At 76.7% G+C, this 12,502-nt stretch carries 9 protein-coding genes; 1 reads left to right on the top strand and 8 read right to left on the bottom strand.

Annotated elements, in window-relative coordinates; genetic code table 11:
* Window positions 1-166 precede the first annotated feature (166 nt).
* Together ACFVVA_RS39760 and ACFVVA_RS39755 are read right to left on the bottom strand one after the other, a co-directional pair.
* Complete coding sequence (locus tag ACFVVA_RS39760) at window positions 167-1,060, bottom strand: hypothetical protein (protein ID WP_387695554.1); 894 nt, start codon at window positions 1,058-1,060, stop codon at window positions 167-169.
* A gap of 8 nt (window positions 1,061-1,068) precedes the next feature.
* Complete coding sequence (locus ACFVVA_RS39755) at window positions 1,069-1,770, bottom strand: papain-like cysteine protease family protein (RefSeq protein WP_387695553.1); 702 nt, start codon at window positions 1,768-1,770, stop codon at window positions 1,069-1,071.
* A gap of 311 nt (window positions 1,771-2,081) precedes the next feature.
* Here ACFVVA_RS39755 and ACFVVA_RS39750 point away from each other — a divergent pair, with 311 nt between their 5' ends.
* A complete protein-coding gene (locus tag ACFVVA_RS39750) occupies window positions 2,082-3,014 on the top strand; it encodes a hypothetical protein (protein WP_387695555.1) in 933 nt (310 codons plus the stop codon).
* 136 nt (window positions 3,015-3,150) lie between these two features.
* Here the strand turns inward: ACFVVA_RS39750 and ACFVVA_RS39745 are convergent, their stop codons facing one another.
* The 6 genes from ACFVVA_RS39745 to ACFVVA_RS39720 form a co-directional block, all read right to left on the bottom strand.
* On the bottom strand, window positions 3,151-4,011 hold the full coding sequence (locus tag ACFVVA_RS39745) for a GNAT family N-acetyltransferase (RefSeq protein ID WP_387695552.1): 861 nt from the start codon (window positions 4,009-4,011) through the stop codon (window positions 3,151-3,153).
* A gap of 63 nt (window positions 4,012-4,074) precedes the next feature.
* Window positions 4,075-6,117 (bottom strand): thioredoxin domain-containing protein, encoded by a 2,043-nt coding sequence (locus ACFVVA_RS39740; protein ID WP_387695551.1) that lies wholly within the window; start codon window positions 6,115-6,117, stop codon window positions 4,075-4,077.
* Window positions 6,118-6,157: 40 nt separating this feature from the next.
* Window positions 6,158-6,988, bottom strand: coding sequence for an ABC transporter ATP-binding protein (locus tag ACFVVA_RS39735; RefSeq protein WP_387695550.1), 831 nt, complete (start codon window positions 6,986-6,988; stop codon window positions 6,158-6,160).
* Between the two features lie 35 nt (window positions 6,989-7,023).
* Window positions 7,024-9,132 (bottom strand): prolyl oligopeptidase family serine peptidase, encoded by a 2,109-nt coding sequence (locus ACFVVA_RS39730; RefSeq protein ID WP_387695549.1) that lies wholly within the window; start codon window positions 9,130-9,132, stop codon window positions 7,024-7,026.
* On the bottom strand, window positions 9,125-10,396 hold the full coding sequence (locus ACFVVA_RS39725; RefSeq protein ID WP_387695548.1) for an MFS transporter: 1,272 nt from the start codon (window positions 10,394-10,396) through the stop codon (window positions 9,125-9,127). Before ACFVVA_RS39725 ends, ACFVVA_RS39730 begins: the two co-directional genes overlap by 8 nt.
* Window positions 10,393-12,339 (bottom strand): FtsX-like permease family protein, encoded by a 1,947-nt coding sequence (locus ACFVVA_RS39720; RefSeq protein WP_387695546.1) that lies wholly within the window; start codon window positions 12,337-12,339, stop codon window positions 10,393-10,395. The genes ACFVVA_RS39725 and ACFVVA_RS39720 overlap by 4 nt, the downstream gene beginning before the upstream one ends.
* Window positions 12,340-12,502 lie beyond the last annotated feature (163 nt).

The raw sequence follows: 12,502 nt of genomic DNA, 5'->3' as shown, positions 1-12,502 counted from the left end.
GGACGGTCGGCGGCCGGTTCGGCGCCTGTGCGGTTGTCCTCTTCTGTTCGGTTCACGGGTTCATGACGCGTGCGGGTTCATCGCGTGTGCGGGTTCATGACGCGTGCGGGTTCATCGCGCGTGCGGGCAGCGGGGCCCGGCCCGACCGACCGGGCCCCGCCCGCCGTCAGCCGCGGCGGACGCCCGTCCTCCGCCGCAGCACGGCACCCGCGCCCACCAGCGCGGTGACTCCCAGGGCGGCCGCCGCCGTCACGGCCGGCAGCGCCGAACCGCCGCCCGGGGCCTGCGGGGCCTGCGCCACGGCGGCGAATTCCGGCGCGGCGTCCACCTGGTAGCCGCCGCCCTCGCCCGACCGGTCGTACGCCGAGCCGGGCAGCTTGTCCCCGTACCGCTGGTGCACCAGCTGCTGGTACGCGGCCAGGGTGACCCCGCCGGCGCCCACCGAGCGCCGGGCCTCGTCGTCCAGCGGCAGCACCCGGCCGTCGCGCAGCACGTACCAGGCGTTGACCTGCGGCTCGCGGAAGGCGGTGCCGCCGCCGCTGCCCGCCGCCTTCGCCGCGTAGTCGCTCTCGTCACCACCCGAGGCGATGTTGACGACCTTCCAGGCCCCGCCCTGCCGCACGGTCCAGACCGAGGCGCTCTGCCCGTCCGCCGCGACCACCTTGCTGGCGGTGAACTCGGCCTTCGCCACCGGTGCGCCCGGGGTTCCGGCCACGAAGCCCGGGTCCAGCAGGTACACCGGCACCGTGTCGCCGGCCAGCCGCGGCGCGGCCTCGCTCGCCGCCCGGGCCTCCTCGGCGGCGCCGATGGTCAGCTGCCGGGTCGGCGGGACGCCCTTGCGGGCGAAGAAGTGGCCGACCTTGTCGAGGACGGCCGTGTCCTGGACGGCGCTGCGGGCCTGCGCCAACTCGGCGGCGGGCACCGGGGCCGGGGCGGACGGGGAGTCCGCGTGCGCGGCCGGGGCGAGCGCCAGCGCGAGACCGGCGGTGAGCAGGGCGGTGACGGCGGCCGTGGAGGCGGCGGAGGTGACGGCCCGACGGCGGCTCTTGATCTCGGTCATGGTCGCCCTCACGCGCCGATCCGGTACAGGGAGTGGGTCCACGAGAACGTGTCGTTGTTCACGTAGTACTGGTAATCCGCCCAGTTGTAGCGGTAGTTGGAGGGCCACGGGTCGCCCCAGTAGACCCAGTTGCTCCCGGTGTCGTAGCCGTACAGGACGTGCATGTGGCCGCCGCCCGAGCTCCACTGGATGCGCGTCTCGATCGGGCGGTTGGCGTTCACCTCGGACTGTACGGTGCCGTAGTTCAGGTACCCGTTGACGTACGAACCCGGGTTGATGCCGACCCAGCTCAGCCCGTTCTGCACATCGCCCAGCGTGGCTTGGCTGTTGGGGCAGCTGGAGTTGACGGAGCGGCCGAACGCGGCGTTGCAGAACTGGTTCTGGCTGTAGTTGTAGCCGAACCAGGTGGCGATGGTGTTCCCGCTCGCCGCCCAGCACCAGTTGGTCTGCTGTTGCTGCTGCATGGTGATGTTGAGCTTCTTGTACGTGCCGGCCAGGTCGGCCGTGCTGCCGGGCGCGGCGGCCTGGCGGACCTGGTGCGCGGCCCGGTCCTGGGCCGGGGCCTGGGCCTGAGCCCGGTACTGGGCCGGCTGCCCGGCCGGGGCGGCGGCGATCGCGGGTGCGGCCATCGCGGCGGTGAGCGCCGGGCCCAGCACGCCGAGGGTGAGCAGCGAGACCGCGCGGCGCAGTCGTATCCGTGGAACTGGCATGGGGGAATGCCTCCTTGCACGAGTGGAGCGAGGGGCTGTGTGGGGGCGCGGTCCGGATCGCGCCCCGAGCATCGCGCCTCGTCAGGTACCGGTCAACGGGCTTCGGTGCGGCCCGGACCGGGGTGTGAACGGGCCGGCGCGGATGTGAACGACACCCCGGGAACCCCCGCGCAGCAGGCCCGGACCGGTGACAAACCGCCGCATCGATGTGAATATTCACGGTCAAACGGCGGCCCGTCCCAGCCGTCGGCGCCGGACCGCCCGCACACCCGCACACCCGCACGCCCGCACGCCCGCCCCAGGAGGCCGCCATCCACAGGAGCGACCCAGCCGACCTCGCCGCCGCCCTGCGCACGGGCCCCTTCCACCTCGCCCTGCGCACCGCGATCTCCGCCCGGGGCCTCGCCCTGCACCGCATCCGCCGCCACCTCGCCCTGCGCGGCGTCAACGTCGGTCTCACCAGCCTCAGTTACTGGCAGCAGGGCCACCGCCGCCCGGAACGCGCCGAGTCACTGCGCGCCGTCGCCGCCCTGGAGGAGGTCCTCGACCTGCCCGAGCACTCCCTGACCCGGCTGCTCGGCCCCCGTCGCGCCGCCGGCCCCGCCCCGGCCGGCCCCCCGGTGCGCCCCTACCGCGACCTCATCTCACCGGCCGTGGCCGTCGACGGACTGCTCGCCACCCTCGCCGGCCCGCGCGACACCGGGCTGCACACCATCACCCACATCGAGCGCATCCGGGTCGGCCCCGACCGCCGGATCGCCCGCCGCGACTCCCAGCACGCCCTGCGCGCCCACCGCGACGGCATCGACCGCTACCTCGCCCTCTACCAGGGCGACCCGGGCAGCGACATCACCCGCGTCGGCGTCCGCGCCGAGGAGAACTGCCGCCCCGGCCGCATCCGCCGCGACCAGGCCCACCACCTGCTCGCCGCCGAACTCCTCCTCGACCGCCGCCTGCGCACCGGCGACACCCACCTGCTCGGCTACGGCTTCGACGACTCCCCCTCGCCCGACCCCAGCTGCGAGTACGTCCGCGGCTTCAACTCCGGCGCCGGCCAGTACGTCCTCCAGATCACCTTCCACCCCGCCGCCCTCCCGGTCCGCTGCCACCGCTTCGCCCTCCACTCCCCCGGCGCCGCCCCGTACGAGACCGAGGAGCTCACCCTCGACGGGCACCACTGCGTCCACCTGGTGGCGACGGCGGTGCGGCCGTGCCTGCTGGGGATCCGCTGGGACTGGGAGTGAGGGACGGCCGCCCCGGGGCCCGGCCGGGAGGGCGGGCGACCGGACGCCGGGCCGGGGACGCGCGACCGGGCACCGGCCAGGGAGGGCGGGCGACCGGGTACCGGCCAGAAGCGCGTGACCGGGCACCGGCCACCGGCTACGCCCGGCGGAAGTCCATGATCAGGGAGTCCTCCACCGGCAGGTAGCCGATCTGCTGGTAGATGGAGTTGCTGGTCGGGTTGGCGAGGTCGGTGTACAGCAGGACCTCGGTGGCGCCGCGGGCGAGGAGGTGGGCCGAGACGGCGGCGGTGACGGCGGTGCCGTAGCCGCGGCCGCGGCTCTCGACGGGCGTGTAGACCGGGCCGATGCGGGACATCCCGGCGAGGATCGGGCTGCTGCCGGCCAGAGCGACCGGGCGGCCGTCGTCCTCCCACAGGTGCAGGCAGCCGCTCGCGGTCCGCTCGTCCACCGCCCGCGGGACGTCGGGGACGTCGACCCCCGCCTCGGCCAGGAACTCCTCGTACCAGCGGATCGCCCGCTCGCGGTCGGCCGGTTCCGCCAGCCGGTGGCGGCCCGCGGGCGGGCGCGGCGGGTCGGTCAACTCGCCGAGCCGGTAGAGCCGTTCGTCGAAGCGGACGGACTGCTCGGTGCCGGTCGCCGCCGTCCACGCGGCGGCGAAGGCGCGGACCGCCTCGGCACCCCCGCCGACCCCGGTCACCGTGGTGAACCCGGACCCGGCGGCGGCCAGGTCGACCGCCAGCTCGGCGGCCGCGGCCGGCGGCATGAAGGAGAGCCTGGGGTCGAACGGCGGTGTCCGGAGAAAGGCGCCGGCGACCGGACCGTCCTCCTCGGCCCGCCACCAGCCGAAGACCGGCGGCTCGCCGAACACCGTCAGGCCGGACACGGCCAGCCGGTGCGCGATGGTGAGCAGGACGGTGTTCACGGCGGGGCGGGTGGCCAGGAAGGCACCCGCCTGGTCGCGGAACTCGTCGAGGGAAGTGCTGAAAGTCCAGGTCATGGCCCATGGTGGACCGCCCGGGGCCGGTTCGCCAACGATTTCGCGGCCGCCCCGGGACTCCCGCTACTCGACCGCCACGCCCAGCTTCCCGGCCAGCGCCGCCGGATCGGTGGTCGGGGCGTCGCAGGCGAAGTGCCGGCAGACGTACGCCGCGGGCGCCCCGCCGACCAGCGGCCGGTCGGCCAGCAGCGGCACCTCGGGCTCCCCGGGCGCACCGACCGCGACCACCGCCCCCGGCGCCGTCCCGAGCAGCGCGGCCCGTCGCAGCGCCGCGGTGGCCGGATCGCCGTCCGGGCCGACCACGGCGACCTCGCGCGGTCCGTCGAGCAGCGCCTCGGCGACGGCGAGGCCCCAGCCGATGAACCGCGGCGCCCGGCCGGCGAGCGCGCCGACCACGCCGAGGGCCCGCTCGGCAGCCGTGCGGTGCCGGTCGGATCCGGTGTACGCGGCGTACGTGAGCAGGGCGCCGGCGGCGGCCGTCCAGCCGGACGGGGTGGCGTTGTCGGTCGGGTCCTGCGGGCGGCGGATCAGCTCCTCGGCGTCGTCGGCGGTGTCGTAGAGCGCACCGGAGGCCTCGTCGGTGAAGTGCTTGAGCACGGTGTCGAGCAGGCCGCCGGCCAGCTGGAGCCAGGAGGACTCGCCGGTGACGGCATACAGCGCGAGGAAGCCCTCGGCGGTGTCCGCGTAGTCCTCCAGCACGCCGGCGTTGGCACCGGCCCGGCCGTCCCGGGAGGTGCGCAGCAGCCGGCCGTCCGGGGTGAGGTGGACGGCGAGCAGCAGGTCGGCGGCGCGTTCGGCGGCCTCGACCAGGTCGGGGCGGTCCAGCAGCGCGCCGGTCTCGGCGAGCGCGGCGACGGCCAGGCCGTTCCAGGCGGCGACCACCTTGTCGTCCCGGGCCGGGGCGGGGCGGGCCCCCCGGGCCTCGGCCATCCGCGCCCGGATCGCCTCGTACTCGGCGAAGTCCTCGGGGTCGGCGAGGAGTTGGAGCACCGAGGTGCCGTGCTCGAAGGTGCCCTCGGCGGTGACGGTGAACAGCCGGGCTGCGGTGGCCGCGTCGGCGGGGCCGAGCAGGTCGACCAACTGGCCGGGCTCCCACACGTAGTAGGCGCCCTCGGCGGACTGCCCGGTCTCCTCGTCGAGGCTGTCGGCGTCCAACGCGGAGGCGAACGCGCCCTCGGGCGTGCGGAGTTCGCGCAGCAGGAAGTCCGCGGTGGACAGCGCGACCCGGCGGGCGAGCGGCGAGCCGGTGGCCCGCCACAGGTGCAGGTAGGCGCGCAGCAGCAGGGCGTTGTCGTACAGCATCTTCTCGAAGTGCGGCACCACCCAGCCGGCGTCCACCGCGTACCGGGCGAAGCCGCCGCCGAGCTGGTCGTGGATGCCGCCCCGGGCCATCGCCCCGCCGGTGCGGACGGCCATCTCCAGCGCCGCCTCCGAACCGGTCCTGGCGTGGTGGCGCAGCAGGAACTCCAGCACCATGGCCGGCGGGAACTTGGGCGCGCCGCCGAAGCCGCCGCGGCTCTGGTCGAAGTCCCGGCTGAGACTCACCAGCGCCTGGTGCAGGTCCGCCTCGCCGGGCGGGTTGTGGGCGCCGGCCGAGTAGACGGCGGCCCGCTCGGCCAGGTCGGCCCGGATCCGCCCGGCGACCTGCCCGACCTCCTCCCGCCGGTCCCGCCAGGCGGCCTCCACGCCCTCCAACACCTGCCGGAAGGACGGCATCCCGTGCCGGGGCTGCGGCGGGAAGTAGGTGCCGAAGTAGAACGGTTCCTTGTCGGGGGTGAGGAACACCGTCATCGGCCACCCGCCCTGCCCGGTCGCGGCCTGCACCGCCTCCATGTACACGGCGTCGACGTCCGGCCGCTCCTCCCGGTCCACCTTGACCGGCACGAACCGCTCGTTGAGGTACTCGGCGAGCCCGGCGTCCTCGAAGCTCTCGTGCGCCATGACGTGGCACCAGTGGCAGGCCGCGTAACCCACCGACAGCAGCACCGGCACTCCGCGCCGCTCCGCCTCCGCGAAGGCCTCGGGGCCCCAGGGCCACCAGTCGACGGGGTTGTCGGCGTGCTGGAGCAGGTACGGCGAGGTCGCGTCCGCGAGACGGTTCGGCATGCGTCCATCCTCGCGCATCCGGCGCTCGGCGCGCGGCAGGTCAGGCCGGTCCGGACCAGTAACTGATCCCGAGGTTGGCGTCGAAGGTGCGCATCCGTCCGAGCACCTGGTCGGGGGTCGGGCCGTGGAGCTCGTCGACGATGCGGCCGTCGGCGAGGAAGACGACGCGGTCGGCGTACGAGGCCGCGACCGGGTCGTGGGTGACCATCACGACGGTCTGGCCGAGCTCCCGGACGCACCGGCGCAGCAGCGCGAGGATCTCGGCGGCGGAGCGGGAGTCCAGGTTGCCGGTCGGTTCGTCGGCGAAGACGATCCGGGGTCGGCCGGCCAGCGCCCGGACGCAGGCGACGCGCTGCTGCTGGCCGCCGGAGAGCTGGGCCGGGCGGTGGCCGAGCCGGGCGCCGAGGCCGGCCGCCTCAACCAGGGTGCGCAGCCACTGCTGGTCGGGGGTGCGGCCGGCCAGGGTCAGCGGCAGGGTGATGTTCTCCGACACCGTCAGGGTGGGGATCAGGTGGAAGGCCTGGAAGACGAAGCCCACGTGGTCACGGCGGAGCCTGGTCAGTTGGCCGTCGCTCAGCCGGGTGAGGTCCACGTCGCCGATCCGGGCCGCGCCCGAGGTGCAGGACTCCAGCCCGGCGAGGCACTGGAGCAGGGTGGACTTGCCGGAACCGGACGGACCCATGATCGCCGCGAACTCCCCCTCCCGGAAGGCCACCGAGACCCGCTCCAGCGCCACCACCCGGGCGTCTCCCGACCCGTGCACCTTGGTCAGGTCGACGGCCGCCGCGGCGGCCGGGGCGTGGTTCGCGGCGGCGCGCGGCGGGCCTCCGGGACGGGACGGGCCTCCCGCGAGGGAGTGGGGCTCGGTCATCGGTGGTGCTCTCCTCGGCTGGACACGGGCGAAGGTCAGGACTGGGGTCTGGGCCGGGGGCCGGACGGGCCTGCGGGCGGGCCGGTGCACGGGGCGGCGGGCGGCACCAGGCCGGTGCCGGCGCCCAGCAGGGCGAGGGAGCGGACCGCGAGCTCCCGCCCGGCCGCGGCCGGGCGCCCCTGGTGGCCGCCGGTGTCGTGGTGGTCGAGCAGGACCGGCGCGGCCCCGGTGCCGGCCCGTCCGAGCGCCGCGCAGAGCTTCCAGGCGTGCCAGGGCGGCACCCGCGCGTCGTTCGCCCCGGTGGCGAACAGCACCGCCGGGTAGGCCGTCCCGGGCACCACCCGGTGGTACGGGGAGTAGTCGAGCAGCGCCCGCAGCGCCTGCGGGTCGGCCGGGTCGCCGTACTCCTGCGCCCAGAGCCGGCCGAGGCCGCCGACCTGGTAGCGGGCCAGGTCGGTGAGCGGGGCCGCGCACACCGCGGCGGACAGCAGACCGGGCTCCCGGGTGAGCGCGGCGGCGACCACCAGGGCCCCGTTGCTGGCGGCCAGTGCGCCCAGCCCGCCGGCCGGGGCCTCGCCGCGTTCGACCAGCATCGCGGCGGCGGCCCGGAAGTCGTCCACGGTGGCGCTCTTGCCGGCGCCCCGGCCGGCGGCCGCCCAGGCGGGGCCGAGTTCGCCGCCGCCGCGCGCGTGCACCCAGGCGATCCGGCCGCCGGCCCGCAGCCAGGCCTCCAGGGCCGGGTCCCAGGCGGGTTCCAGGGGGAGGCCGAAGCCCCCGTAGACGGTGAGCAGGGTGGGTGCGGGGCGGCCGCGGTCCTGCGGCCCGGGGTCGCAGACCGTCACCGGGACGGGCGCGCCGTCCCGGCCGGCGGCGGTGAGCGTGCGCAGCGCGGCGCGGCGCTCGGGGGGTTCGACCGGGCCCGAGCCGTCCAGGCTCCTGGTCCAGGTGCCGTACCGGGGGTCGTCGGCGAGCAGCCAGACCGACCCGCCGACCCGCCCGTGCCGGTCGTACGGGGTGGCGCCGAGGCGCAGCCGGGCGGGCCAGTGCAGTGCGGTGGCGCCGCCGCCCGGTGCCCCGCCCGCCGCCTCTCTCGGTGCCCCGTCCGCCGCCCCGCCCGGCCGGTGCACGTCGAGCCGGTGGGTGGTCCCCAGCCGGCGGAGCAGCGCCAGGCCGGGCCTCCGGCCCGGGCCGAGCACCCGCAGGGCGGTGACCGGGCCCGCGGGCGCTTCGCCGACGACGGGTGATTCGCCGGCAGCGGGCGGCCCGCCGCCGGCGAGCGGCGCGGCGAGCTGCACGGGCCGGCCGGTGGCCCCCCGGGCCAGCTCGTCCAGGTCCAGCGCGAGCAGCTCGTCGCCGGCGAGGAAGCAGACGGTCTCGTTCAGGTCCAGGGCGGTGACCCGCCGGCCGTCGAGGTCGAGCGGCTGCCAGTCGGGCACTGCCCGGCCGGTCCACCGGGTGGCCCACCAGCGCACCGGGCCGGACGGCTGCGGGCGGGTGCGCAGCAGCAGGTTCCCGCCCGGTCCGCCGTGGAGGGTGAGCCGGACCGGGCCGGACACCGGCAGGGCGAGCCGACGGGCGGGGCCGTCGGCCGGGTGGCGGGCCACCAGGGTGTGCTCGGTGCGGGTGCCGGCGGTGTACACCAGCGCCTCGCCGGTGAAGGCGAGGGTCGCGTACGGGGCCGCGTCGGGCAGGTGGCGGGGCCGCTCGCCCGGGTGGGTGGGGAGCAGGTGCAGGCCGCCGGTCTCCGCTCCGTCCCGGTGCAGCTGGACGGCGATGAACCGGCCGTGCGGCTCGGGCTGCCAGCCGGCGATCCGGTCGCCGGGGCCGAGGACGCCCTCGGTCGGTGTCCGGCGGGTGCCGTCGGGGTGCCGGACGGTCAGGACGTCGCCGTCCGGGCCGCGTTCGTGACGGAAGAGCAGGCCGCCGGCCTCGGCGGGCGGGGTGGGCGTCCGGTCGGGCGCCTCCCGTTCCACCCGGTCGAGCAGGGCGGCCCAGGCGGGCTCGTCGGAGCGCTGCGGGCGGGCGGCCAGCAGGCGCCGCTGATCGGCGAGCCAGGCCCGGGTGCGCGGGGTGTCCGCGTCCTCCAGCCAGCGGTACGGGTCCGCCGGCTCGGGGTGCGCCGCCCGGTGGTCGAGGTCAGCCATGGACGGCCTCCGCGGGGTTGTCGCTCCGTCGTTCCGGGTCGTCTCCCGGCCCGGCCGGGCCGGGGGGCCGGTAGCCGGACCGGCCCGCGGTGGCGGCCGTCCCGACCACGGCGAGGACCACCACGATCACGGCCGCGCCGGCCACCGTGCCGGTCAGTCCGAACGCGTGGGCGCACAGGCCCGCGAGGGTCGGCCCGGCGGGCGCGACCAGCTGGGCGAGGAAGCCGATGCCGCTGTGCACCCGGCCCTGCAGACCCGGTGGGGTCACCTCCATCTGGGTGACCGCGATCAGCACGGTGACCACCGGCCCGGCGGCCGCGGCGACGGCCAGCGGCAGGACCGCCGCCCAGTGCCCCTGGGCCAGGGTGAAACCGGGCAGGGCGAGCGCGACCACGGCGGTGCCGAGGGCGATGCCCCGGGCGGGCGGCAGCCGCCGGGCCAGGGCCGGCGCGAGCAGCGATCCGGCCAGCCCGCCGGTGCCCAGGGCCGCGGTCAGCACCCCGATGTGCAGGGCGCCCCCGCCCGAGGCGACCACCACGATCAGCAGCCCGTTGAACACCAGGTTGAGCACGGCCGCGTTGACCACCGCGTAGCGCAGGAAGGGCACCCGCCAGATGAACCGGACGCCTTCGGCCAGCGCGGCCCGGACTCCGGGCGCGGCGGGCTCGTCCTCGGGGGGCTCCCGCCGTCCCCCGGGCAGCAGGGCCACGCAGCAGACGGCCGCCAGGTAGCTGCCGGCGTCGACGGCGAACACCCAGGACGGGTGGACGGCCAGCAGCGCGCCGCCGGCCAGCGGGCCGGCGGTCGTCGCGACGGCCGCCCTGCTCTGCAGCAGGCCGACCGCGCGGGGGAGGTGCTCGGGCCGCACGTAGCGCCGCACCACGACGTTCTCGACGGGCGCCAGGGTGCTGCCCACCGCGCCGAGCAGCAGGGCGGCGACCAGCAGCGCCCACAGCGGTGGCGTGCCGCCGGCGGCCGACAGGGCCAGCACGGCCAGCACGACCGCGCCGGCCGCGTTGCCGAGCAGCAGCACGGTCCGCCGCTCGCAGCGGTCGGCGAGGACGCCGGCCGGCAACCGGGCCAGCAGCACCCCGACGGAGAGCGCCGTGCCGGCCAGTCCGGCCTGCCGGACGTCGCCGCCGGCCCGCAGCGCGACCACCGGGAGGGCGATCACCGAGGCGGCCGTCCCCAGGGCCGAGGCGGACTCGCCGCCGTAGAGCAGCCAGAACGACCGCCCCAGCCCCCCGACGGCCGCCGCGCTCACGCCGACCCCGTCGCGAACTGGCTCCGGATGCCGCGCAACGGACGGGCCGCCAGCGCCGCCGGGACGGCGGTGGCGGCCAGCACCCCGAGCAGGACGCCGACCGTCCACGGCACGTCCAGGGCGGGCAGCACCCCCTGCCCGACGGCCCCGGCCAGCGGCACCAGGCAGATCCCGGCCGTCGCCACCGCGAGGACCGTCCCGACCAGCGCCGAGGCCAGCACCTCGTACACCACGCAGCGCAGCAGCTGCCCGCGGCCGAGGCCGAGGGCCCGCAGGTGGGCGCGCTGGGAGCGGCGGTCCCGCTGGGCGATGGCGCAGGTGTTGGCGACGGCGAGCAGCGCGTACCCGCCCACCACGGAGACGATCAGCCGGGAGGCCATGTCGTCCTGCACGTTGCGCGGCCGCAGGTGGGCCAGGTAGTCGGCCCGCGCGGCGAGCCGCTGGCCGGGCCGGAGCTCCCAGGTGCTCGGGTCACCGCGCAGCAGCACCCGGTCGGCGTACGGGGCCGGGGTGTGCGCGAGGGCGAGGTCGGCGGGGAGGACGTAGGAGGGGAAGGCCAGATCCCGCTGGTAGACGGCGACGAGCCGCAGCTGCGCCTCCTGCCCGTCGGCGAGCGTGAAGGTGACGGCCTGGCCGAGCTTCCAGTCGTGCGAGGTGGCCTCGGTGCTGCCGGCGGCGAACGTACCGGGCGCCAGCTCGTCCAGCCGGCCCTGCTGTTCACCGAGGTCCAGGACGCTCCGCAGGGCCGCCCCGTCGACGCCCCAGGCGCGGGTGGGCTTGGGCTTGTTGTCGTAGAAGCTGGGCGGCGCGGTCACCCGGGTGGCGATCGGCGCGACGGTGCTCCCGCCGGGCAGGCCGGCGGGCCGGGCGGGCAACTGGTTGCCCGGCTCGGCCGTCACCACCGCGTCGGCCCGCAGCGCCTGCTCGGTCTGCTGCTGCACGGCGGCCCCGATGGTCGCCCCCGAGCCGAGCAGGCAGACCACGGTGCCGACGGCCAGCAGGACGGGCACCGCGATCGCGGTCGTCCGGGCGGGCGCGGCCCGCAGCCCGGCGGCGGCGATCCGGCCGGCCTTCCGGTCCAGCCGCAGCACCGCGCAGCAGGGGCCGACGAGCAGCGGCACGAACCAGGGCGCGAGCACCGCGAGCGTGGGGATGACGACCGTGGCCAGGCCCATCACCATCGCGCCCTGGAGCACCGGCGGCAGGTCCATCACGACCATCAGGGCCACGAGCGGACCGCAGAGCAGCAGGACCATGGCGATGCCCGCCACCAGTCGGCCGGCGTTGCGGCGGGGCGGGGCCAGGGCCAGTGACTGGTCCTTGAGGAGGTCGATCGGCTGGACCCGGCCGGCCGCCAGCACGCTGGCCAGCGCGGCCAGCACCGCGACCGCGCAGGTGCCGAGGCAGGCGCCGGCCGCGATCGCCCAGGTCTGCCCGGCGGAGGGCAGGTCGACGGCGGCGGGGAACAGCTCGCGCTCGATCAGCAGGCGACGGCCGAACCCGGCCGCCGGGACCGTCCCGGCCACCGCGGCGACGGCGGAGGGGGCCAGCGCGACCAGCGCGACGTCCGCGACGACCAGGGCCCGCAGCCGGCCGGCCGTCACCCCGATGGCGCGCAGCACGGCGAACTGCCCGAGCCGCTGGTTGGTCCAGAGCGCGACCGTCGACCCCGTCACCAGCACCGCCGACATCAGCAGCAGCGTCAGCAGCAGGCCCAGCAGGCTCTGTGCGTCCTTGACCGCCGCCCCGGCCGCCGAACCCTCCGGGTAGGACGGGCCGCTGACCGCCGCGAGCAGCAGCAGGCAGGCGCCCACACCGGTGGCGGTGAGCGCGCAGGCGACCGCGACACCTATGACCCGCCCCGGGTACGCCCGTACCTCGGCGACGCACAGTCGCAGCGCGCCGAGCGGTCCGCTCGGTCGGGTAGTCGGTTCCGATGCCACGGCCACGGTTATCTCACCCCAAAACGGTAAATAGGATGCAGAGTTGGGGAAGGCCGCATGTGCCGCGGCCTTCCCCACCTGCCATCCGTTACTGCCGGCCCCCGAGGGTCAGCAGCTGAACAGGCTGTACGAGCTGAACGGGGCGTCGACGACGATCTCCTCG

The sequence above is a fragment of the Kitasatospora sp. NPDC058048 genome (genome assembly GCF_042885555.1).
Lineage (GTDB): Bacteria > Actinomycetota > Actinomycetes > Streptomycetales > Streptomycetaceae > Kitasatospora > Kitasatospora lactacystinica.
This window is presented reverse-complemented; position numbering and strand designations above follow the sequence as displayed.

Excerpts from the sequence above, each read along its gene's own strand:
- ACFVVA_RS39755 (WP_387695553.1), bottom strand. The coding sequence starts at position 1,770 with ATGCCAGTTCCACGGATACGACTGCGCCGCGCGGTCTCGCTGCTCACC.
- ACFVVA_RS39760 (WP_387695554.1), bottom strand. The coding sequence starts at position 1,060 with ATGACCGAGATCAAGAGCCGCCGTCGGGCCGTCACCTCCGCCGCCTCC.
- ACFVVA_RS39745 (WP_387695552.1), bottom strand. The coding sequence starts at position 4,011 with ATGACCTGGACTTTCAGCACTTCCCTCGACGAGTTCCGCGACCAGGCG.
- ACFVVA_RS39735 (WP_387695550.1), bottom strand. The coding sequence starts at position 6,988 with ATGACCGAGCCCCACTCCCTCGCGGGAGGCCCGTCCCGTCCCGGAGGC.
- ACFVVA_RS39730 (WP_387695549.1), bottom strand. The coding sequence starts at position 9,132 with ATGGCTGACCTCGACCACCGGGCGGCGCACCCCGAGCCGGCGGACCCG.
- ACFVVA_RS39740 (WP_387695551.1), bottom strand. The coding sequence starts at position 6,117 with ATGCCGAACCGTCTCGCGGACGCGACCTCGCCGTACCTGCTCCAGCAC.